This window comes from Peribacillus simplex, from assembly GCF_030123325.1.
Classification (GTDB): Bacteria; Bacillota; Bacilli; order Bacillales; family DSM-1321; genus Peribacillus; species Peribacillus simplex_D.
In genome coordinates, this window is sequence record NZ_CP126106.1 from 2,679,902 (window position 1) to 2,703,132 (window position 23,231).

Consider the following 23,231-nt stretch of genomic DNA (forward strand, 5'->3'; position numbering starts at 1 on the left):
ATGACAAAATACGTTGGCCAAAGTGTTAAGCGGAGGGAAGATTATCGTTTGGTTACAGGTACAGGGCAATTCGTTGGAGATATCCGAATGACAAATATGGTTGAAGCGGTCTTTGTCCGAAGCACACATGCACATGCCGCAATCAAAGGGATTGATATCTCCGAAGCCCAGGCATTGGAAGGGGTGCATGCCATTCTCACAGCAATGGATATAGATGGAATCATAAAGCCTCTTGTCCAATTTGAATCACATTGTGCTTTGCCTCCCAATCTAGAGGAAGCGATCAATCCCACTATCCATTATTGTTATGAAGATGTCCTGGCAAAGAGTAAGGTGATGTATGTAGGGCAACCCATTGCAGTTGTCGTTGCAGATAACAGGTATGTGGCCGAAGATGCAGCAGATTTAATAAAAGTGGAATATGAAACGTTACCGGTGGTTGTCGATCCATTCAAGTCATTGGAAAAAGGCGCACCATTGATTCAAGAGCATTTACAGAATAACGTCCAGTCAGACTTCCATCTTACGACTGGAAATGCTGTACAGTCGCTTAATGATGCAGATCATATTCTCAAGGCAAGAATCCAAACGCCTAGAGTTTCTTCCAACCCGCTCGAAACGAGGGGGGTCGTTTCCACCTATGAAAACCGTACAGATCAATTTCATGTTTATTCTTCCACTCAACTTCCTTTTGAGGTTAGAACATATATTGCTAGATCATTGGATTTGGTTGAACAGCAAATCAGGGTGACCGCACCTGACGTAGGTGGTGGTTTCGGCCCAAAAGGTGGGGTTCACCCAGAAGAAATCCTAGTTCCATATCTTTCGAAGTTATTGAAGAGACCTGTCAAGTGGATTGAAGACCGTCTAGAACATATGACAAGTTCCCGCCATTCACGGGATCAAATCCATGATGTTGAGGTTGCTTATAACTTGGATGGAACTATTTTGGGAATTAAAGATCACTTCATTATAGATAGTGGTGCTGTAAATTATTTTGGATTAACATGTGCCTACAATAGTGCCTACCATTTAAGGGGAGCATACAAGATTCCAAACTATGATGTTACTTGCCAGATTGTCTTAACGAATAAAACACCGAATGTTCCATTCCGGGGGGCAGGAAGACCAGAGGTCGTTTTCGTAATGGATCGAATTATCGATATGGTCGCTAGAAGGTTGAAAAAAGATCCAGTGGAAGTAATGCGAAAGAACATGATTCAAGCGGAGGATATGCCTTATGACCAAGGGATATTGGTTAAAGATGGTGCAAAGCTGATTTACGATAGCGGGGACTATCCGGCCGCATTGGATCAAGGTTTGAAAATGGTTGATTACGAAGGATTTAGAGAGCGGCAAAAAGAGTTGAAGAAGCAAGGAAAGCTAGTCGGTGTCGGCATTTCCACTTATGTAGAAGGAACCGGTGCTGGTCCATTCGAAAGCGCCTATGTCACGATTGATGGTAGCGGTCAGGTCGTGGCATACCTTGGATCATCTCCGCAGGGGCAGGGTCACGAAACGGTATTCTCCCAAATTTGTGCGGATGAATTAATGCTTAGCCCAAATGAAATTACCATAAGGGTCGGGGATACAATGAACTTGGCCTTTGGGGCCGGAACATATGCAAGCCGGAGTGCAGTGAATGCTGGTTCGGCCATTCAAATTGCTTCAGCGAAATTAAGGGGAAAAGTATTGGCCGTCGCAGCTGCCATGCTTGAAGTTGAATCCTCTGATTTACAAATCGAAAATGGCAAAGCCTTTGTTAAGAACAACCCTGAAAAATGTGTGACCTATAAGGAAATTGCTAAAGCGGCACGTCCAGGAAACAGATGCAAGGTGCCTGTTGGAATGGAGCCAGGCCTGCAAGTCACACATTACTTCGTTCCGCCCACTGTTACCTTTTCATCGTCCGTCCACATAGCCTTGGTGGAAGTGGATAAGGAAACAGGTTTTGTCGAGTTGAAAGGTTATAGTGTGGTTCATGACGCAGGAAAGGTCATCAATCCAATGATCGTGGATGGTCAAGTGCAGGGTGGCATAGCCCAGGGAGTTGGTGCAGCTCTATATGAAGAAGTCGTTTACGATGAGAAAGGCCAACTTTTGACCGGATCTTATATGGATTATTTATTGCCGACTTCCATGGAAATCCCGACTGTAGAAAAGTCCCATCAAGAATTTCTCTCTACCAGAAATCCACTTGGCATCAAGGGAGTAGGTGAAGGTGGAGCCATTTCCCCGCCTGCAGCCATTGCGAATGCGGTTGTTGATGCGCTCGATCCTTTAGAAATCACGATCAATCAATTACCCATTAGCCCAAGCAGACTCCGTAATTGGATTAAGGAAGCGGAAAGGAAAAAGTTCAAAATCGAAATAAGTTAATAAATTCGTTTTTAGCAGTTCAGAATTCATTGTTGATGGATTATACCCTATACCATGACAGAACGACAGACGAGCATGAAAATGGAAGGTGTAAATAGGGGATTACACTAGTTACGAAAATTTTCATGATAATAGGGGCTGATTTGTTTGAATAATTTAAATCCACAACTGCATGATCCATCGGGCAAAATGACGAATACCCGTTGGTTCTTCACGGCTTTTCCTTTGCTCGTTCTTTTCACTGTTTCCATGATGGATAAGGCAAATATTAATATTTTGCTTGCCAACAAGCCTTTTCTAACTGATTTGGGCATTGATGGTAATTTAGTGAAAGGAACACTTAGCAGCATATTTTTAGTGACTTATGCTTTTGGTCAATTGGCTTGGGGCTTCATCGTTGATAAGATAGGTGCACTGCGCAGCGGTTTCATCGGCATCGCTCTGTGGGCATTTGCGATGGTTTTAGGTGGAATGGCCGATTCCATCAGTGCGATTTTATGGTCCAGGGCCATATTGGGAATCGGTGAAGGAGTCCTGTATCCAATGGCATTGAAATTGACCTCAAGCTGGTTCCCGCAGAATGAGCAAGCAAAGGCACAGACAACTTGGTATAACGGAAATGCGATAGGACCGGTTCTTGGGCTTCCGCTAATAGCAATCATAGCCTCCACATACGGCTGGCGGGAAAGCTACTTCATCCTTGCGGCATTATCTGTCGTTTGTTTGATTTTATTCTTGATCATGACAAGAGATAATCCGGCTAAGCATTATGCGGTTAATTCAATGGAATTAAACTATATTCAAAGTAATCAAAAAGTGGGGGGAATTCCAACAGCAAGTAAAGATAACGTTAAAGCGGTTCTTGCGAGTCCGATGTTCTGGATATTAACGATTGTTTATTCTTGCATTTCCATTGCCTATTATGGGATTTCGACCTTTTTACCAAGTTATTTGACAGAAGAAAAAGGGATTGCTTTTGTAAATTCCGCTGTAATAAATGCCGGTGGATTCGCATTAGCGATTGTTGTACAAGTGGTGGCTGGGTTTCTTTCCGATCGATTCATGAAGAGGGCGATTTTTGTAGGCGGTGCAAGTGGGCTTATCATCATTTTCATGCTTTTCTCCCTTTTCACTGCTAACAGCACAGTTGCTGCCGTCTTGAGCATTTTATTGATTGGTCTTTTGTTTATGCCAGCTGCGCTTACCATGACCATGCTTCACCGTGTCGCATCACCCGGGGTAATGGGGAGCATCAGTGGGGTTTTCGGCTGTGTATCTTATTTAATTGCAGCTCTTGGACCCATGGTTGTCGGTTTATTCAGTCAAATGAGCGGTTCATATAATGGCGGGTTTATTGCCCTTTTATGTTTTGTTGCCCTCTCCCTTTTCTTAAGTGTTTTCTTAGTCAGAAAAGGATATTAGTGCTCTGATTTAAATCATTGAAAATGAATAAAGGGAAGAGAGACAAATACGGCATTTTCCGTTTGTCTCCCTTTTTCTGCTTCCAAATATGTGAATATCAGATTTAGAGGAGGGGGTTAAGGATGTCAAGGTTACAAGAATTAAAAGACGTGTTGGAAAATATAAGTTTCGCATGGGAGCGGCACGAAAAAGCAGCAATGGTCATGCAGATAGGTGTCAAGGGTTCCGCATATAGACTTCCAGGTGCAAAAATGATGATGGCATCGGACGGCCGTATGTTTGGCACGATAAGTGGCGGATGTCTGGAAAGCGATTTATATGGCTGGGCGGAAAAAGCTTTGGAAACTAACACTTGCGTTACACACCAATATGACTTGAGCGAGAATGAAATTTGGGGGTTGGGAATAGGTTGCAAAGGTAAATTGGATATATTTATCCTCCCTATTGAGCCAGATGACGAATTCTGGATGATGACAAATCAGATTGTCCAGAAAGGTCAGAAATTCACCATGATATTGGATGTATCCTCCGGTAAAGGTTTAATCGTCGATAAATATGGTAACCTCATTGGAAATCATGGAAGTGTGCCATCTGAAGTCGTTGAAAAAGCAAGGATGGTAATGGATACACAAACTCGGGCAGAATTGGTGAATCTGGAGGGGAAACGATATCTAATCGATGCTATTAAGCCCAGTGAACAATTGATTATTGCCGGTGCTGGCATGGATGCTGTTCCAGTTGTCGAATTGGCAGCAAAAGCTGGGTTTTCCGTAACGGTTTTGGATTCACGGAAGAATTTCAATAATGATCGCTTGTTTCCATTGGCTTCTAATTTGCAAAAATGCCCTGATGAAATAGAACCTTCTGAATTTACTGGATCATGGTGGGTAGTCATGAATCATAGCCAGTCATTAGATGAGAAAACCCTACAAGTGGCTTTGAAAAGTGACCCACGATATATTGGGGTGCTTGGCCCAATCTCCCGTACAACGGAAATGCTTAATACAATTGGAGAAGGCTTCAACAGCGGTCCAATCCACTCACCAATTGGTTTGGATATCGGTGCTGAAACGATGGAAGAAGTTGCACTAAGTATTGTGTCGGAATTGATGTCTATTAGAAATGGAAGATTTCCTGCACCTTTGCATGGTAAAGTGAAGATTCATGCCTGAAATAGGAGCGATCATACTTGCGGCAGGCATGTCGATCCGAATGGGTGAACCAAAACTGTTACTTCATTTGCGGGGCCAACCTCTATTTCGTCATGCCATTGATTCAATCCTTGGAAGCACCATGCAGCCCATCCATTTGGTTGCCGGAAAATATATAGAAGAAATCCGTCAACATAGTGAAGACTATCCAGAATTGAAGATTATTCATAATCCGAATTATGCAGATGGAATGTCCACATCTCTAAAACTTGGAGTTCAATCCATCAAAGAACATGTGGATGCAGTCATGATCTTCCTTGCGGATCAGCCCCTTATTTCCCGTGACATCATACAATCTTTAATAGATAAATATATCGAGTGTAAAGATGAAGGAGTGCGGATCGTTCGACCAAAATATAAAGGGGAGGTAGGGCATCCGATACTAGTGGATGCAGTATTACTCAATGAATTCCATTCAATAAATGGTGATCAAGGTGGTAAAAGCATCATCAAAAAATATGATGCGGTGACAGAGACCGTTTCTTTTGACAATTCGATGTGGGGATTTGACATTGACACGCCTGAAGATTTCCAAAAAGTGAAATTGCATTTGGATTCATGATGCAAAACAGTTGATATGAAATAAATGATCCTGAATGGAATACTAAGTTCTGCCGAATAAATTATTGGAAGGTTTGAAAAAGCAGCAGAACGGCCGGAAAAAGAGAGGGAAGGCCGATATAATCCCCGAATCGTTCGAATGCTGCCTTGAAGAGTTATATATTAAAAGGGTTCCTACAATTGCGGACTGAATACTCGCAATAAGGCACCCTTTAATTTTATTCGGAAACACGTTTTATGTAATCAAGGTAATAATCATAGTTTTTTTGGATATGGATCGTATTGACCTTTATTGCTTTTTCTACATCTTTGTCACGAATGGCCTGGATTAGCTGTAAGTGCTCGTTGTTTCGTTCCTCATACCAAGATTTATCAACCATTGTAACATCCTCATTACGGGCCGATAAAAAGGAAATTCGAAAAGAAAGCCATAATGAATCCGTAGTCTTTTGGAGAAAGGTATTTCTCGAGTAGGAATATAATAAGCGGTGAAATTCAATGTTTGCACGGCTTGCCGCTATTCGGTCATTACTATTAATTGCCTGTTGCAGTTTATCCGTTGCCCATTCCAGTTTTTTTAATTCCTCTTCCGTAATTCCTTCACAAGCTTTTTGTATCGAATAGTTTTCGAGCATTTTCCTGATTTCCAATTCCTGCTGTAAAAGTTCAATATCCACATTGGATATGACCATCCCTATACCAGGTTTCACCTGAAGCAAATTTTCCTGTTCCAATTTCCTCAAAGCTTCCCGAACCGGTGTACGGCTACAATTGAATTGTTGAGCGATATCATCTTCCGTTAAACGGTCTCCAGGCAAAAAAATCCCTTCAATGATCGCATTTTTTATAACAAAAAATATAGCTTCCCTTAAGGGCTTAGAAGAATAATGTTCTATTTGTTCTGTAATATATTGATAGTGATTGGTTTCCATGGTGCTCCTTTCTACAATCCAATTATATACAAGTATATTTATTTTATCTTAAAAAACGATTGAAGTCATTGCAATGCTTCAAACTTTTAAATATTTATACAATTCAATGGGGAGGGTACATTGCTGTTTTGGCAAAACAAATGATTTAGAGTTTTAGTTCATATAAAAATGTGGAAACAATTATTTCTTTTTTACTGATAACATGAAGAAGTGAGATTCATGTTGCTGGAATACATAAAGATGCTATGATTGAAACCGAAGCTTATTTTAAACAAAAGAGAACATCAGATTGATATTTTCTTTATTTTAATATACATAGATGATACAGGAGGAGTTATAAATGAATTTAGCACAATTTCCTAGAAAGCGATATACACCGACATATACACCGATTGAAAGATTAGATCATTTTTCTGAAGTTCTTGGGGGCCCATCCATTTATATTAAACGAGATGATATGCTTGGTTTGACTGCTGGGGGAAATAAAACAAGGAAACTGGAATTCCTTGTTGCAGATGCATTGGAAAAAGGCGCGGATACGTTGATTACATGTGGAGGCATTCAATCCAATCATTGCCGCTTGACACTAGCTGCCGCCGTTAAAGAGAAAATGAAGTGCATTCTTGTGTTGGAAGAAGGTCTTGAAAATGCTGAACCAGATTTTAACGGTAACTATTTTCTCTATCATTTATTGGGCGCTGAACAAATAAAAGTAGTGCCTAATGGAGCGGACTTAATGCAGGAAATGCAGAAAATAGCTAAAGGGGTAAAAGAGACTGGACATAGCCCGTACATCATTCCGGTTGGGGGATCCAATGTCATTGGTGCAACGGGATATGTTGCATGTGCACAGGAGATCTTGGCACAGTCCTTCGACCAAGGGATTGATTTGAAAGCAGTTGTTTGTGTAAGCGGAAGCGGAGGAATGCATGCTGGTTTGGCGGCCGGATTTCATGGAAACCAAAGTGGAATATCGGTAATCGGAATAAATGTAAGCAGAGGAAAAGCTGAACAAGAAGAGAAAGTTTATCAGCTAGTTAACGAAACTTTAGCACACATCGACATTCCAAATTCAATTCCTCGTGAGGCTGTTACGTGCTTCGATGAGTATGTCGGTCCGGGTTATGCTTTGCCTACACCTGAAATGGTGGAAGCGGTCAAGCTAATGGCAAGAACGGAAGGGATTTTGCTGGATCCGGTATATACGGGTAAAGCGGCAGCGGGACTCATCGATTTAATACAAAAAGGCACCTTTAAGCCTGAGGATAACATTCTATTTGTTCACTCTGGCGGTGCTTCATCGCTATACGCGAATACATTTCTCTTTAATTGAGATGTGCTTATAAAAAAAGTTTAAGTGGAAGCGAGTGTATTTTAAAGAAGCAACAAGTAATGATGCAGCGATGGATGGATATAGCACATGATAGAACCGGTTTCCCAATGTGCTAGCGTAATAGACTATTGTCCATGGACAACAGAGAGGATTCTACAGTTGTAGAATCCTCTTTTAATAATTATGTTACTTTTCGATTAAAGCCGTCGTACGATCATAAACTACTTTTCCATCCATGATCGTTAACTGTACCTTTGTATCTGGTATTTCTTCCACGTGTACTTCAAAGAGATTTCGTTTTAATACTATGATGTCTGCAAGCTTATCTACTTCCAATGTCCCTAATTCCTGCTCTCTAAATGCACCGTAAGCGGGTCCAGCCGTATAAGCTTTCAATGCTTCGGCAAGTGTTATGCGCTCATGTGGATGCCATACCGTTTTTCCGCTGCTATCGATTCTCGTTACAGCACGATAGATTTGTAGGAGCGGATTAAGGATATCAATCGGGAAGTCCGTTCCAAATGCCAATCTCGCTCCCGCTTCTTTCAATGTATTAATCGAGAAAACATGTTTTTCCCGTTCATTACCAATTCGCTCGGTGTAAACACCTCTTTCGGACATCGCAAAGTGATCCGGCTGCATTGAGGCAGTAACGCCTAGCTCTTTGAAACGATGAACATCATCCGGGTGGATCACTTCAATGTGCTCAACAGAATGACGTGAATCTCGTTTACCGTGTGTTTTTTGGGCTTCCTCATAGGCATCTAAAGCAAGGCGGACCGCTCCGTCGCCAATGGCATGAAAACGGATGCTAAAGCCTTCTTTATCTGCATCAACGACCCATTTTTTGATCGTTTCAGGAGGGAACGAAGATTCACCGCGAGTTTTCGGTTGATCAGCATAAGGTTCAAGTAAGTAAGCGGTACGGGCCGTAATGACGCCATCGATGAATTGTTTAAGTCCTGACACACGAAGTTTATCCGATTGATACGTATCCCTTAATTGTTTGACACGTTCAAGATTGTCATTTAAAGCTGGCCATAAATGAATACGGGCTGTTAATTCTCCATTGTCTTCAAATTCCTTGAAAACATCATAATCATTAAGCATTTCCAATGCTTCAATCGCGAATAAGTCGTGGACGGAAGTTACTCCTAAACTAGCCGCATGAGCGAGGAAATTCGTGAAAAGATCTCTCTTTTGTTCTTTTGTAAAATCATAGGCATGAAGGATAACCGCGTCCATTGCTTTTTCGTATAAAAGACCATTAGGTTCTCCAGTTTCGTCTTTTCCGATAATTCCATACGAAGGGTTTTCGGTATGACGGGTAATATTAGCGATTTCAAGTGCCTTTGAATTTACCCATACGTAATGACCTTCGGCGTGAAACATAAGCACCGGACGATCAGGGAGAATACGATCCAATGAATGCCGATTCGGTAATTGCTGCGTATCCCAATATCCTGCATCCCATGAAGCGCCGATTATCCATGGATCTTCCGAGCGAGATGCGGCAAATTTACGAATCATTTCCAACGCTTCTTCTTCTGAACGTGCTGAAAATAAATTGGCACTATTCATCGAAACGGCTCCATCCATCATGTGAAGATGGAAATCATGAAAACCCGGAATAATTAATTGGTCATTAAATTGATAGATTTTCGTATTCGCGCCTGAATAAGGTTTAATCTCATCCTCAGAACCAATCGCAATGATTTTGTTGTCCGTAATCGCAATTGACGCGGGCTCCGGTTGATCAGAAAGACCTGTAAATACAGCCTTACTTGAAATAATTATATCAGCTAGTTGTTGATTCATTGTCTAACATTCCTTTCAATCCTATAGAGTAGCTTCCAAATTATTAAGCTTGTTCAATGGCAAGCTCAGGAGGCGGTTGTTTAAACATTTTCGTGAGGTTTAGAAGGTACACAAATCCGATCGCAAACCAAGTTCCTCCTAGTATTAACGAATAGATATCTAACTTTATCCAAAAGAAACCTGTCAAAGAAGCACCAATTAACGGAATGATAAGGTAACGAATTGTCCCCATTAAGGAACGCTGTTTTTTTCGGAAATAATAGTGAGCGATAACAGAAAGATTAACGAAAGTAAAAGCGAATAATGCACCAAAATTTATAAGTGATACGGCAGTCGTAAGCCTTAAGAATAGTGCGCTTAAAGCAACGCCTCCTATAATTATAATGTTGAAGACAGGTGTACTATATTTAGGAGAAAGATATCCGAATATTTTGGCAGGAAGTACACGTTCACGTCCCATCGCATATAAAATACGTGAAGCACTTGTTCCTGACGCAATAGCTGATGAAAAACTTGACATGATTCCTTCAGCAAGCATATAACTAATCAAAAAGTTACCCCCGATATACATTGCAATTTCCATATAGGCAGATTCCGGGTCTTTAAATGATTGGTAGTCTGGCCAGACAAGCTGTAAAAAGTAAGAACCGATAAAATAATATAATCCACCAATGATCGTTACAAGATAAATAGCCCTAGGTATGGATTTTCGAGGATTTTTCGTTTCTTCAGAAAGAGTTGTCACTGCATCGAATCCTAAAAAGGAAAAACATAAAATAGGGATAATGGACATGAAGCCCTGCATATTTATATTTGAATCGATAAACGGTAGTATCGAAAAAAGGGTACCTGCTCCTTGACCATTTAAAAGACCCTTTATTGAAAAAATGGTGAACAACGCAAGTGTTCCGAATTGCAAGAATAGAAGCCCCATATTAAGTTTAGCAGCTATCTTAATACCAAGAATATTTATAATCGTAACCGTGACGATAAAGAGAATAATCCAAATATACATAGGAATCAAAGGGAAATAGGCCTTCATTGCAATTCCTAACAATAGGGCACTAATCATTGGACTGAACATATAATCCAGTATGATGGTCCAACCTACGAGAAAACCAATGTGAGGACTTAGGGATTTTTGGGTAAACGTATAGGCAGCACCGGCATTTGGAAAGGCTTTTACCATTTGCGCATAGCTGTAAGCCGTAAATAACATAACGATTAAGGCAACGATATAAGCAGTTGTAATCATCCCGTCCGTGCTTTGAACAGCTACTCCATATGTTGAAAACAAAGTAGTTGGAGCCATAAAGGCCAAGCCAAAAAACACAACATATTTTAATGGAAGTGAACGTTTAAGAGTTGGTGTGTTTGAATGATTCATATATCAGTCCTCCGTATTCAAATGGCTGCATCGATATAAGTGAACACTACATGATAATGACGCTCTTTGACGAGCCGCTTAATTTAATTATTGCCCCAGGTTATCATAAACTACTTTTCCATCCATAATCGTTAACAGTACCTTTGTATCTGGTATTTCTTCCACAGGGACTTCAAAGAGATTTCGTTCCAAGACTACAATATCTGCAAGCTTATCTACTTCCAATGTCCCTAATTCCTGCTCTCTAAATGCACCGTAAGCAGGTCCGGCCGTATAAGCTTTCAATGCTTCGGCAAGTGTTATGCGCTCATGTGGATGCCATATCGTATTTCCGCTGCTATCGAATCTCGTTACTGCACGATAGATTTGTAGAAGCGGATTAAGGTTATCAATCGGGAAGTCCGTTCCAAATGCCAAATTCGCTCCGGATTTTTGCAATGTATTTATCGGAAAAACATGTGTTTCCCGTTCAGTACCTATTCGCTCAGTGTAAACACCTCTTTCTGACATCGCTAAGTGATCTGGCTGCATCGAAGCAGTTACACCAAGCTCTTTGAAACGAAGAATATCATCTGGATGAATCACTTCAATGTGTTCGACGGCATGTCGTGAATCTCGTCTATCATTTGCCCTTTGCGCTTCCTCATAGGCATCTAAAGCTAGTCGAATTGCTCCATCTCCAATCGCATGAAAACGAATGCTGAAGCCCTCTTTATCTGCATCAACGACCCATTTTTTGATCGTTTCAGGCGGGAAAGATGTCTCACCGCGTGTTTCTGGTTGATCCGCATAAGGCTCGAGTAAATAAGCTGTCCGAGCGGTAATGACGCCATCGATGAATTGTTTCAGTCCTGACACACGGAGTTTATCCGATTGATACTTCTCTCGCAATTGTTTGGAGTGCTCAAGATTGCCATTTAAAGCAGGCCATAAATGAATACGGGTTGTTAAATTACCTTTGTCTTCAAATTCTTTGAAAACATCAAGAGATTCTATATTTTTTAAACCATGTAAATCATGGGCAGCGGTTACCCCTAAGCTTGCTGTGTGTGCCAAGAAATTAGAGAAGATTTCATTCTTGTGTGCATTTGAAAAATTAAATGCATGACGGACAACCCCATCCATTGCTTTTTCATATAAAATACCATTGGGTTCTCCACTTTCATCTCTTCCTATAATGCCATAAGAAGGATTTTCCGAATGACGAGTGATATTTGCAATCTCCAATGCTTTCGTATTCACCCATGCATAATGGCCTTCAGCATGAAACATGAGTGCTGGCCGTTTAGAGAGAATGCGATCCAATGAATGGCGAGTCGGTAGTTGCTGTGCATCCCAAAAGCCTTCATCCCATGTAAATCCGATTACCCATTGATTTTCTGGTTTTGCTTCGGCGAATTCGTGAATCATATCCAGCGCATCATCTTCTGAACGAGCTGCGAACAGATTGACACTATTGAGGGCAACGGCACCATTCATAATATGAAGATGGAAATCATGGAATCCCGGCATTATTAATCGGTCTTTAAACTGATAGATTTTCGTGTGCTCACCTGCGCAGTGTTTAATTTCTTCATCAGAACCAATCGCAACAATTTTGTTGTCCTTAATCGCGATGGAAGCGGGTTCAGGTTGGTCGGAAAGACTTGTAAATACAGTATTGCTTGAAATAATTAAGTCAGCTAGTTGTTGACTCATCATCAATCATTCCCTTCTTTCATGGCCTATTATCAAGCTTCCTCAAAGGAGAGCTCAGGAGGCGGTTGTCTAAACATTTTCGTTAAGTTTAATAGATAAATAAATCCGATAAGTAGCCAAATTCCACCTAGTAGTAGTGAATGTTTATCTAATTGTATAAAAAATAATCCAATCAGTGCTGCACCAATAAGCGGGATAATCAAATATTGAATCGTTCCTTTAAAAGACCTCTGTTTCTTTTGAAAAAAATAGTAAGAAACAACCGAAAGATTCACAAAGAAAAAGGCAAATAACGCTCCAAAACTAATAAGCGATACCGCTGTCGTTAGATCTAAGAAAAGAGCACTTAACGCAACCGCACCAATGAGTAAAATATTGAACACCGGTGTCCGGTATTTTGGGGATAGATAGCCGAAGAATTTTTTCGGCAATACATTTTCCCTTCCCATTGCATACAAAATACGAGAGGCGCTCGTTCCCGAAGCAACGGCCGAAGCAGTGGTGGATGTTAGCCCCACTGCTACAAAGAAGCTCACAAAAATGTTTCCGCCGATATACATCGCGATCTCTAAATAGGCGGATTCAGGGTTATTGAAAGAATGAAAATCCGGAAAAATCAGTTGTGCAAAATAAGAACCTGTGATAAATAAAAATCCGCCAATTATCGTTATGAAATAGATCGCTTTTGGCAACGTTCTCGTAGGATCCTTAGTCTCTTCTGACAATGTAGTTACTGCATCGAAGCCTAAAAAGCTAAAACATAGAATAGGGATAACAGATAGTAGAGTAGGTACGCTAACTTCAGAATCATAAAAGGGAACGGTTGAAAATAATGTCCCTGTTCCTTTTCCTGCAAGAAGCCCTATAATGGACAAAATAAAAAATAGGCCAAACAATAAAAATTGAAAGAAAAGCATATACGTACTAAGTTTCGCTGCTAATTTAATGCCAAGGATGTTGACAACAGTAATATTCATAATAAATATAATGATCCAAACAAACATTGGAATGGATGGAAAATAAGCTTTCAATGAAATTCCTACGATTAGGGAGCTGATCATCGGGCTAAATATATAATCAATGATGAGTGTCCAACCAACGATAAACCCAATATGTGGACTTATTGATTTTTGCGTAAACGTATAGGCTGCTCCTGAATTTGGAAACGCTTTCACTAATTGGGCATAGCTATAAGCTGTAAATAACATGACAACTAAAGCAATAGCATAAGCCGTTGGCATCATCCCGTTAGTGCTGTTTACAGCTACCCCATATGTTGAGAAAAACGTTTTTGGAGCCATGAAAGCCAATCCGAAAAAGACGACATGCTTTAAAGTAAGAGTACGTTTGAGAGTTGGTGAATTCGTATTTTCCATTAATCAATCCTCCTTGTGATTTTTTCACTAACGATCGGTAGTTACATTTCATTAAAGTGCACTTCGTTAATAACTGGATTATTCGGAATATTTAATTTAAAAATTCTGTATATATCCAGGCAATGAAAAGTCATCATTTTTGTTTTAAAGGATAATCAACATAAAAAGTGTTTACTTGTGAACTGAAAAAACATTATGACTGAATGCTTTTAACCGTTTTCATAATTCCTCTTTTTTTGCCTGTCCTCTAATCGGCCGCAGAGAGGAGTTGGTAAAGAAGAGTAGGAAAATGCAAGGAACTGCTTCGTAACGGCCTTGTCTTTTTTGATTTCACATTTTTAATTAAAGGCATCACTCCTTAGAACATAATGATTTTTCAAAATAATGCTTTGCTGTTTTCATTTAGGATAGCATCACTCCATTCAGTATGTGTAAATCCATTATAAAGTCTCGTCTAACACCAGAGTAAACAGTTACGATACAAAAAAACAGCCTTTGAAATGATAATGCTTTCATTTCGAAGGCTGTTTACTAGTTACTTTCTCTTCAATCGGAATTTGTATTTCATAATAAGCTTCATCATATTGATCGGTCAGAGAAACGTCGACCTGCATAATTCGAAAGGCGTCACCGGTAATAACATAGCCATGAGTATCGCAATAATGGAGTAGCTTTTTTAGCTGGGGTAGCATTTTTTCCCTTGTGAGTCCTCCATAATAGGAACATAAAAATAGCCCTTTTTCAATTTTTTGGGTTGGTTGCCCTGACTCTTCATCCTGAACTAGAATGAATAACTGAGATTGATAGTCACTTAGGTTAGAGGAAAAGTCAGATGATTGACGAATTTTATCAAAATACTCTTTCTTGATAAAATCTCCAAATTTATTGCTGGCCAATGCAGGAATGATTCCACCAATCCTGTTTTCGAGCTCCAAGTATCCAAAATAAAGATTTTCTGTATCCGCCCAACTTACCGATCTGCCTAGCTGGATGTATTCCCGTTCTTCAAATTGTTTTATCACGATATCCGAATTCCTGTAACTGTTTGTGAAATGTTCAATATTGTATAATCGGGTCATCAATATATTATGGATATCTTGCAATTTCTTAATTTCTTCCTGAATATTCACCATTGATTTTTGAAGTGATTCAACCGACTTTTTGACATTGCGATTCGTAAGAAATTGCTTGATTTCCCCTAAGGAAAACCCGATGCTCCTTAAATCTTTTATCGTTCCGAGAACTTCATACTGGGAAATGGAGTAGTAACGATAGCCAGTTTCGGGATCAATATGATAAGGCTTTAGCAATCCAATTTTATCGTAATGACGCAATGTATCTACGGTTACACCTCGCAACTTCGCCATTTCTCCTATACTAAGCTTATTTTGCATGGCTTTTTCTCCTAACCAATAATGAATTTATCTATATTAATAACATGATTATCCTTTATTATAAAGTAGTGATTCTTGTTATGTATAGCTAGTGTAGGATGATTTGAAGAGCATTTCACTTCCGGTTTAGGTCGAATACTGGACGGAAAGTTAAGTATGCCATTTTATGTACATGGGTTTTCCATTTCAACTCTTGAAGAATACCAACCGGATGGAAAAAATCCACTCTCAGATTTCAACTGAAGTTCCATTGCATGTTCATTAAGGAATTTGTAATGAGGGAACGTATGTTTTATAATGTACTTTAAGTAGTTATCTATCGAAATAGGGGAGGTATTATATGTATATTTCAATTTCGGATTTTATTAAAGAATGGAATAAAGAAGCCATACTGACTCAAAATGTTTTGGATGGTTTGACTGATGAATCCTTAGATCAACAAGTTTATCCTGAAGGTCGCACTTTAGGAAGAATTGCATGGCATTTCACCACGAACATTCCAGATTATCTAGCTCATTTCGGGTTAAAGATAGAACGGATAGAAAGTTCGGAAAACGTTCCATCTTCAGCCCGGGAAATTGCCATCACTTTTAAAAATGTAAGTTCTCACGCAGCCAAAATTATTGAACAGCAATGGACAGACGAATCCCTGGAACAAATACAAGAAGCGTTTGGAAGACAGGAAACAAATGCTTCCATCCTTATGGGGCTAATCAAGCATATTGTTCATCATCGCGGACAAGTTACGGTACTAATGCGTCAAGCAGGAATAAAACCTTCTGGGGTTTATGGACCGCCAAAAGAAGATTGGATTCATCTAGGTGTGGAAAATCCACCGCTTTAATAACTTAAGAATGCTTAAGTTAGGATTTTCAACATTCGGGGCCATTGGCGAAATTAAATTCCAGTTCTCCATTTTATAACTGATAATATGTTTTAGCATCCTTTGAAGGGTGCTTTTTTATTTTGCAAAGAAGAGTTTAAATGGCATCCTTATTTTTCAAACTAAAGTTAATGAAGTAAAAGGTGCCATAGATTCCGTATTTCCTTTTTGATTAGACTATATTAAAGCATTAGTGCAGAATAGTTCTTTAATATTATTATTTATCATTAAATGACGAGATATTTACCAAATCAATTAAAGTAAAGCTGACTGAAAGTGTCTAGTTATAAATATCAGTATTTTGTTGAAAAATGTCGTTATTTGCGAATATCATTATCGTCATTTCTGAGATATTATTATATTGAATTAACACATTGAAGTGATCATGCAACCATATGTCGGGGCTCAATTAAGTGAGTGGGGGAAAATAAATGAGTGTAATCATCGAGAAGAAACGAATGGAAAACTATACTCATATGGAAGATGTAATGTTGGTTGGGAAAATCCATAATGGTGATGAAGATGCACTGGACTTTTTAATCAAAAAATACAGATGTGTCGTTCAAGCAAATGCTTTGAAGTATTTTTTAACGGGTGGAGATAAGGAAGACGTCTTTCAGGAAGGGATGATTGGACTATATAAGGCCATTCGAGACTACAAAAATTGCAAAAAGTCGTCTTTCAGATCATTTGCGGAACTTTGCATTACAAGACAAATCATAACGGCTGTTAAAGCGGCTATTCGCCAAAAGCATTCTCCCTTAAATAATTATGTTTCATTGTATATGCCTATCTATCAAGGGGAGTCTGAACAGGGCCTAATTGATCTAATTCCTGAACAGAGACAAAATGACCCAGTCACGATTTTAATAAAATCAGAAGAAATTTGCGATATTGAGCTAATTTTAACCGAAGTCCTTAGTGAGTTGGAAAGCAGTGTTGTGGACTTGTACCTGGAAGGAAAAACTTATTTTGAAATAGCAAAAGAACTGAATGTTCAAAAAAAGACGATCGATAATGCACTTCAGCGTGTAAAAAGGAAACTGGAGCGGCACTTCGAGTCCAGGAGGGTGGAAGAATAATAACAATTATTCTTTAAACTTGCGGTCATTATTATTTGAAAAATAACATCGAAACGATTTAGTTTAATAAAAATTAGAATAGATAAAAATACTAGTTAATAATGGAGCTATTCGTGCAGTGCTATCCTAAAGGAAAATAAAATCCCTCTAGGTAAATCGCCGATGATAAATTCTCTGAGTATAAACACAAAAAGCCCAACTGGAACACATGGGCTTTTTATTATGTTCATTTTTTTAATTCACTCTATTCAATTGGAGATTATATCTCAATGTTTCATCTTTTGAATATAATTTGTATCCAAGTCCATCACTGTAATTAAGAAAGACTTTATCGGGAAGATGCTTTTTAGACTCACTTGAAATTAATACGGGGACCCCATCGATTATGAACCTCTCATCATCTTCGTTCTTATTATCAATTTTCAATTCATGTTCCACATAAATCGAACAGCTCCCAACATAAATGGCTTCGATGCGAACACCTTCATTCTCTTTATAATTCACTTTTAATAGTTGTTCAATCGCTGCTTCTTTAATCTCAATATTCATAAAACCCGCTCCCATACACTAATTGATATTATTTTTTATCTAATCAAGGAAAACAAAAATCAATATATGAAGAATCCTCTATTTATTCATATACCCAATTGTTTATAAGTTAATGTGAATAAGATTGACAGGTTTGGATTTACTCAGACTTCTTAATTAAGTATATTAAAGCCGATGTTTAAACAGTCCAGTCCCGGATCATCCGGCTTATGATTGTTTAATAATATCACCAATAAGTTCCTAACATCATGTGTCTGTAACTTCATTATTGGAATATATAATGTCCAATGATCATCCTATCGGCTTTGCTTTCATAGGCCATTTTTTGTTTAATTCAGTTATGAAAGTTTTGACATTCTTTTTATCTTCCATGATTGGGGAATAGACGTACGAAAGTGTCCTGTTAAATGATTCATTTTTTACCTGAATAATAGAAAGGATTTTATTTTGTACATCCCTTTCAATTACACTTCGGGAAAGCAGTGCCAGCCCCAAGCCATTTTTTATAAGTGTTTCTTTAATTCCTTGATTACTGCTTATCGTGAGTATCGATTTAATTTTCAATCCATTTGAACGTATGACGTGATTAAGGTATTCGCGTGTCCCTGATCCAACTTCCCTTGTTACCCATGCCTGGTCATGTAAAGCAGTAATCTCGACTTCTTCTTTATTAGCGAGTTCATGATTGTTAGAAGACACAATGAATAGCTCATCTTGCATGAATGGGTGAACAGAAAGCTCTTTTTCATTAGTTTGACCTTCGATTAAACCAATATCCACTTTGTATAGCCGAACGGCTTGAACGATTTCTTCCGTGTTTCCGATTACGACTTGAAGTTCAAGTTCAGGATAGTCCTCTTGAAGGTCGATGAGTAAAGAAGGAAGGATATACTCTCCTATTGTAAAACTTGCTCCTATCTTCAATTCGCCCTTGATGGACCTATCGTGTTCCTGAATGTCTTGTCTGGTCTGTTCATAGATTGTGATCATTTGCTTGGCCCGGTCGTAAAGAATTTCTCCCGTTAGGGTGACTTTTAGGAATTTAGGAGAACGGAGAAATAATTTGGTTTGGAACTCTTCTTCCAATTTTTTTATATGCAAACTAACACTTGGTTGCGACATAAGAAGCATTTCTGCTGTTTTAGTAAAATTTTTGACTTCCACAAGGGTCACAAATGTTTTTAGAGCATCATAGTACATAGAAATTTCTCCTTATTATTAATATTCTTAATAGTTACAATAAATTATATATATTTTACTAATGATGCGCCTTCCAGTAAAGTTTTAATGAGAAACTTATTTTAGGAAGAGTATAAGCTGGGGAAGGTTAATGTCCTTTATAACCTAATTTTTTATTTGTAGCGTGCTATGAACCTATATGACTGTATTTTCATTTTTTTTGTAGTTAAAACCGACTTCGTCTATAGGAGTAAACGAGTTAATTATTTTATGGATGGAAATAAAAATGTTTAACCCACTCGTTATACCTAAGAATCAACTAAGATAAGTTAATATCCCTTTGTGAGGTGGAAATCGTGCAACTTCAGGTAAGTAACAGTCCCTTTAAACATGAGCAGGCAGAGCTCCTTAACAGCCTCCTGCCCAGCTTGACAGAAACACAAAAAGTTTGGTTGAGCGGTTATCTGACTGCATCATTGTCAGTTTCGAATATGAGTTCAGCCGACGCTCCGGTATTGGAAGCTCAAAGCAGCGGAAAGACAGTATCAAAAGAGGTGACCATTCTCTATGGTTCACAGTCGGGCAATGCTCAAGGGCTGGCAGAAAATGCGGCGAGTAAGCTTGAGGGTAATGGCTTTCAGGTTACCATTTCATCCATGAGTGACTTTAAATTCAACAATTTGAAAAAAGTCCAAAATCTCCTCATTTCCGTTAGCACCCATGGAGAAGGTGATCCGCCGGATAATACATTGTCTTTCCATGAGTACCTTCATGGCAGGAGGGCACCAAGCCTCGAAGGTGTCCGCTTTTCAGTATTGGCGCTTGGGGACAGCTCATATGAGTTTTTCTGTGAAACGGGAAAACAATTCGATAAACGCTTGGAGGAACTAGGCGGGACACGGTTATTTCCGCGAATGGACTGCGACCTTGATTATGATGAGCCTGCTTCTGAATGGCTGGAAGGAGTCATTTCTAGTTTAAATGAAGGGCAAGGCAGTTCTGTTGCTGCAGTTCCCGCAACGATGGCTTCAGTAGGTGAACAAACGTATTCGAGAACAAATCCGTTTAAAGCGGAAGTGCTTGAAAATATAAATTTGAACGGTCGTGGCTCCAATAAAGAGACACATCATCTCGAGTTATCTCTTGAGGGCTCTGGTCTTACATTCGAACCTGGAGACAGCCTTGGTATGTATCCGAAAAATGATTCGGATTTAGTGGATATGCTTCTTACCGAACTCAATTGGGACCCAGAAGAAACCGTGAAGGTCAATAAGCAGGGAGAAGTTCGTAAGTTCAGGGAATCGCTCATCTCCGATTTTGAAATTACGGTTTTGACAAAATCCCTCATTGAACAAGCGGCCCAGCTTTCAGATAATGAGGATTTAAAGGAGCTTTTAGCGCCTGGTAACGAAGAAAGATTAAAAGAATATCGTGAAGGCCGTGATTTGCTTGATTTTGTCCGTGATTTTGGCTCATGGGGTGAATCGGCGCAAGAATTCGTATCAATTCTCCGGAAAATTCCAGCCCGCCTATACTCAATTGCGAGTAGCTTATCCGCATATCCGGATGAAGTGCATTTGACAATCGGAGCTGTCCGGTATGAAAGTCACGGAAGAGAAAGAAAAGGTGTCTGCTCCATTTTATGTGCGGACCGGTTACAGCCTGGGGACATGCTGCCTATTTACATTCAGCATAACCAGAATTTCAAGCAGCCGAATAACCCCGACACTCCAATAATCATGATTGGACCGGGAACGGGCATAGCTCCGTTCAGATCTTTTATCCAAGATCGCGAAGAATCGGAAGCGAAAGGGAAAACGTGGCTCTTTTTCGGCGATCAGCATTTCGTGACGGATTTCCTTTATCAGACTGAATGGCAAAAGTGGTTGGAAACAGGCGTACTTACGAAAATGGACGTTGCCTTTTCACGTGATACTGATGAAAAAGTGTATGTTCAAAACCGGATGCGCGAGCACAGCGGGGAATTATACGAATGGCTTCAAGAAGGGGCAGCTGTATACATTTGCGGTGACGAGAAAAACATGGCACATGACGTCCATAATACGCTTATTGAGATCATAGAAAAAGAAGGCAATATGAGCCATGCTGATGCGCAAGCTTATCTTGAAGAATTGCAACAAAATAAACGCTATCAACGTGATGTGTACTGAAAATTTGGAGGAAAAGGAGATAACAACATGGTGAACCCACTATTGAAAGCACTATTGAAAGCACCAGAAGGCCCGCCTAGTGATGTTGAGCAAATTAAAGACAAAAGCGATTATTTGCGAGGTACACTTGGAAAAGTGATGCAGGATCGGATTAGTGCCGGCATTCCGGATGATGACAATCGACTAATGAAACATCACGGCAGTTATTTGCAGGATGACCGGGATCTACGCAATGAGCGTCAGAAACAAAAACTGGAGCCTGCCTATCAGTTTATGTTGCGTGTCCGCATGCCCGGCGGGGTGGCACAGCCTTCTCAATGGCTTGTTATGGATGACCTTGCCCAAAAATACGGTAACGGGACCTTGAAATTGACCACAAGGCAAACATTTCAAATGCATGGTATTTTAAAATGGAATATGAAAAAAACCATTCAGGAAATCCATGCTTCCATGCTGGATACAATCGCTGCATGCGGAGATGTAAACCGGAACGTAATGTGCAATTCAATTCCATTTCAATCCGAAATCCATTCCGAAGTATATGAATGGTCGAAAAAATTGAGTGATTATCTATTGCCACGTACAAGGGCGTACCATGAAATCTGGCTGGATGAAGAAAAAGTGGTCGGTACTCCTGAATTGGAGGAAGTCGAGCCAATGTATGGAAAGCATTATTTGCCAAGGAAGTTTAAAATAGGCATTGCGGTCCCTCCATCGAATGACATTGATGTTTACTCCCAGGATCTTGGCTTCATAGCAATTGTTGAAAATGGAAAACTCATTGGTTTTAATGTGGCGATCGGCGGCGGTATGGGAATGACCCACGGTGACAAGGCGACATATCCCCAACTAGCCAAAATAATCGGCTTTTGCACCCCTGATCAAATATTGGATGTGGCTGAAAAAATCATTACGATTCAGCGTGATTATGGAAACCGGTCCGTACGGAAAAATGCACGGTTCAAGTATACGGTTGACAGGCTTGGGCTCGAAACGGTAAAGGCTGAATTGGAAAACCGTCTAGAATGGAAGCTGGATGAAGCGAGAACTTATCATTTTGATAATAATGGTGACCGTTATGGATGGGTAAAAGGCATGCAAGGAAAATGGCATTTTACACTTTTTGTCGAGGGTGGCCGAATTGCCGATTCCAATGATTACAAGCTGATGACCGGGTTGCGTGAAATTGCAAAGATCCATACGGGTGATTTCCGTTTGACGGCCAATCAAAACCTGATCATTGCAGATGTGTCAAGCCAGAAAAAGAAAAAGATCATCGAATTGCTTGAATCATACGGTTTGACGGATGGTACACATCATTCGGCGCTCAGACGCAGCTCGATTGCATGCGTGGCGCTTCCAACATGCGGGTTGGCAATGGCCGAAGCAGAGCGTTATTTACCGGTTCTGCTTGATAAAATCGAGACCATTGTTGATGAAAATGGCCTAAGGAACGAAGAAATCACGATTCGCATGACCGGTTGCCCGAATGGCTGTGCCCGGCATGCACTCGGGGAAATAGGTTTTATCGGTAAGGCACCTGGCAAATATAATATGTATCTCGGTGCTGCCTTCGACGGAAGCCGATTAAGCAAAATGTATCGTGAAAACATCGGTGAAGAAGAGATATTGAAAGAGCTGCGTGCACTTCTTTCCCGATATGCAAAAGAACGTCAGCAAGGAGAGCATTTCGGAGACTTTGTCATCAATGCGGGCATTGTTAAAGAAGTGACGGATGGAATGAATTTTCATGATTGATTAAATGCAGTGAGAGACAGGTCTAATTTCCTGTCTCTTTTTGTATTCAATAGTTTTCCGGAGTGCAATGATAAGAATGATAACTAGGCCTGGTACAC

Annotated in this window: 17 protein-coding genes; 9 read left to right on the plus strand and 8 right to left on the minus strand. The window is 39.8% G+C overall.

Translation table 11 applies throughout. The annotated features are described in order from the left end of the window. The 4 genes from QNH43_RS12715 to QNH43_RS12730 all read left to right on the plus strand — a co-directional run bounded on the left by QNH43_RS12715 (nt 1) and on the right by QNH43_RS12730 (nt 5,574). A complete protein-coding gene (locus tag QNH43_RS12715; RefSeq protein ID WP_283918109.1) occupies nt 1-2,379 on the plus strand; it encodes a xanthine dehydrogenase family protein molybdopterin-binding subunit in 2,379 nt (792 codons plus the stop codon). Nucleotides 2,380-2,526: 147 nt separating this feature from the next. After that, on the plus strand, nt 2,527-3,801 hold the full coding sequence (locus tag QNH43_RS12720) for an MFS transporter (RefSeq protein ID WP_283918110.1): 1,275 nt from the start codon (nt 2,527-2,529) through the stop codon (nt 3,799-3,801). 122 nt (nt 3,802-3,923) lie between these two features. After that, nucleotides 3,924-4,973 (plus strand): XdhC family protein, encoded by a 1,050-nt coding sequence (locus QNH43_RS12725; RefSeq protein ID WP_283918111.1) that lies wholly within the window; start codon nt 3,924-3,926, stop codon nt 4,971-4,973. Further along, nucleotides 4,966-5,574, plus strand: a complete 609-nt coding sequence (locus QNH43_RS12730; RefSeq protein WP_283918112.1) for a nucleotidyltransferase family protein — start codon at nt 4,966-4,968, stop codon at nt 5,572-5,574. The genes QNH43_RS12725 and QNH43_RS12730 overlap by 8 nt, the downstream gene beginning before the upstream one ends. A gap of 217 nt (nt 5,575-5,791) precedes the next feature. Here the strand turns inward: QNH43_RS12730 and QNH43_RS12735 are convergent, their stop codons facing one another. Further along, the gene (locus QNH43_RS12735) at nt 5,792-6,505 is read right to left on the minus strand and encodes a GntR family transcriptional regulator (RefSeq protein WP_283918113.1); all 714 of its coding nucleotides are present in this window, start codon (nt 6,503-6,505) and stop codon (nt 5,792-5,794) included. Between the two features lie 340 nt (nt 6,506-6,845). Here QNH43_RS12735 and QNH43_RS12740 point away from each other — a divergent pair, with 340 nt between their 5' ends. After that, nucleotides 6,846-7,838 (plus strand): D-cysteate sulfo-lyase, encoded by a 993-nt coding sequence (locus QNH43_RS12740; RefSeq protein ID WP_283918114.1) that lies wholly within the window; start codon nt 6,846-6,848, stop codon nt 7,836-7,838. 186 nt (nt 7,839-8,024) lie between these two features. Here the strand turns inward: QNH43_RS12740 and QNH43_RS12745 are convergent, their stop codons facing one another. The 5 genes from QNH43_RS12745 to QNH43_RS12765 form a co-directional block, all read right to left on the minus strand. Beyond that, nucleotides 8,025-9,656, minus strand: coding sequence for an amidohydrolase (locus QNH43_RS12745; RefSeq protein WP_283918115.1), 1,632 nt, complete (start codon nt 9,654-9,656; stop codon nt 8,025-8,027). Nucleotides 9,657-9,699: 43 nt separating this feature from the next. Continuing rightward, nucleotides 9,700-11,043: an APC family permease gene (locus QNH43_RS12750; protein WP_283918116.1), complete on the minus strand. Its 1,344-nt coding sequence runs from the start codon at nt 11,041-11,043 to the stop codon at nt 9,700-9,702. A gap of 87 nt (nt 11,044-11,130) precedes the next feature. After that, nucleotides 11,131-12,741 (minus strand): amidohydrolase, encoded by a 1,611-nt coding sequence (locus QNH43_RS12755; RefSeq protein WP_283918350.1) that lies wholly within the window; start codon nt 12,739-12,741, stop codon nt 11,131-11,133. A gap of 32 nt (nt 12,742-12,773) precedes the next feature. Beyond that, nucleotides 12,774-14,117 (minus strand): APC family permease, encoded by a 1,344-nt coding sequence (locus tag QNH43_RS12760; protein WP_283918117.1) that lies wholly within the window; start codon nt 14,115-14,117, stop codon nt 12,774-12,776. A 512-nt stretch (nt 14,118-14,629) separates the two neighbouring features. Beyond that, nucleotides 14,630-15,511 (minus strand): MerR family transcriptional regulator, encoded by an 882-nt coding sequence (locus QNH43_RS12765; protein WP_283918118.1) that lies wholly within the window; start codon nt 15,509-15,511, stop codon nt 14,630-14,632. A 340-nt stretch (nt 15,512-15,851) separates the two neighbouring features. On the opposite strand from QNH43_RS12765, the gene QNH43_RS12770 reads away from it, so the two are divergent. Together QNH43_RS12770 and sigH are read left to right on the plus strand one after the other, a co-directional pair. After that, entirely contained in the window at nt 15,852-16,355 is a 504-nt protein-coding gene (locus QNH43_RS12770; protein ID WP_283918119.1) for a DinB family protein, read from the plus strand. Nucleotides 16,356-16,825: 470 nt separating this feature from the next. Then, entirely contained in the window at nt 16,826-17,476 is a 651-nt protein-coding gene (gene sigH / locus QNH43_RS12775; protein ID WP_283918120.1) for an RNA polymerase sporulation sigma factor SigH, read from the plus strand. Nucleotides 17,477-17,710: 234 nt separating this feature from the next. Here the strand turns inward: sigH and QNH43_RS12780 are convergent, their stop codons facing one another. Both QNH43_RS12780 and QNH43_RS12785 read right to left on the minus strand, forming a co-directional pair. Beyond that, nucleotides 17,711-18,025: an iron-sulfur cluster biosynthesis family protein gene (locus QNH43_RS12780; protein ID WP_283918121.1), complete on the minus strand. Its 315-nt coding sequence runs from the start codon at nt 18,023-18,025 to the stop codon at nt 17,711-17,713. 291 nt (nt 18,026-18,316) lie between these two features. Continuing rightward, a complete protein-coding gene (locus QNH43_RS12785; protein WP_283918122.1) occupies nt 18,317-19,225 on the minus strand; it encodes a LysR family transcriptional regulator in 909 nt (302 codons plus the stop codon). A gap of 335 nt (nt 19,226-19,560) precedes the next feature. Between QNH43_RS12785 and QNH43_RS12790 the strand changes: the two genes are divergently transcribed. Continuing rightward, nucleotides 19,561-21,375, plus strand: coding sequence for an assimilatory sulfite reductase (NADPH) flavoprotein subunit (locus tag QNH43_RS12790; protein ID WP_283918123.1), 1,815 nt, complete (start codon nt 19,561-19,563; stop codon nt 21,373-21,375). Nucleotides 21,376-21,402: 27 nt separating this feature from the next. Then, nucleotides 21,403-23,133 (plus strand): assimilatory sulfite reductase (NADPH) hemoprotein subunit, encoded by a 1,731-nt coding sequence (cysI, locus tag QNH43_RS12795; RefSeq protein ID WP_283918124.1) that lies wholly within the window; start codon nt 21,403-21,405, stop codon nt 23,131-23,133. The last annotated feature ends 98 nt before the right edge of the window (nt 23,134-23,231 follow it).

Bases quoted from the DNA above. Each gene is read 5' to 3' on its own strand.
- QNH43_RS12715 (WP_283918109.1), top strand. From the start codon at position 1: ATGACAAAATACGTTGGCCAAAGTGTTAAGCGGAGGGAAGATTATCGT.
- QNH43_RS12725 (WP_283918111.1), top strand. From the start codon at position 3,924: ATGTCAAGGTTACAAGAATTAAAAGACGTGTTGGAAAATATAAGTTTC.
- QNH43_RS12730 (WP_283918112.1), top strand. From the start codon at position 4,966: ATGCCTGAAATAGGAGCGATCATACTTGCGGCAGGCATGTCGATCCGA.
- QNH43_RS12735 (WP_283918113.1), bottom strand. From the start codon at position 6,505: ATGGAAACCAATCACTATCAATATATTACAGAACAAATAGAACATTAT.
- QNH43_RS12740 (WP_283918114.1), top strand. From the start codon at position 6,846: ATGAATTTAGCACAATTTCCTAGAAAGCGATATACACCGACATATACA.
- QNH43_RS12745 (WP_283918115.1), bottom strand. From the start codon at position 9,656: ATGAATCAACAACTAGCTGATATAATTATTTCAAGTAAGGCTGTATTT.
- QNH43_RS12750 (WP_283918116.1), bottom strand. From the start codon at position 11,043: ATGAATCATTCAAACACACCAACTCTTAAACGTTCACTTCCATTAAAA.
- QNH43_RS12755 (WP_283918350.1), bottom strand. From the start codon at position 12,741: ATGAGTCAACAACTAGCTGACTTAATTATTTCAAGCAATACTGTATTT.
- QNH43_RS12760 (WP_283918117.1), bottom strand. From the start codon at position 14,117: ATGGAAAATACGAATTCACCAACTCTCAAACGTACTCTTACTTTAAAG.
- QNH43_RS12765 (WP_283918118.1), bottom strand. From the start codon at position 15,511: ATGCAAAATAAGCTTAGTATAGGAGAAATGGCGAAGTTGCGAGGTGTA.
- QNH43_RS12770 (WP_283918119.1), top strand. From the start codon at position 15,852: ATGTATATTTCAATTTCGGATTTTATTAAAGAATGGAATAAAGAAGCC.
- sigH (WP_283918120.1), top strand. From the start codon at position 16,826: ATGAGTGTAATCATCGAGAAGAAACGAATGGAAAACTATACTCATATG.
- QNH43_RS12780 (WP_283918121.1), bottom strand. From the start codon at position 18,025: ATGAATATTGAGATTAAAGAAGCAGCGATTGAACAACTATTAAAAGTG.
- QNH43_RS12785 (WP_283918122.1), bottom strand. From the start codon at position 19,225: ATGTACTATGATGCTCTAAAAACATTTGTGACCCTTGTGGAAGTCAAA.
- cysI (WP_283918124.1), top strand. From the start codon at position 21,403: ATGGTGAACCCACTATTGAAAGCACTATTGAAAGCACCAGAAGGCCCG.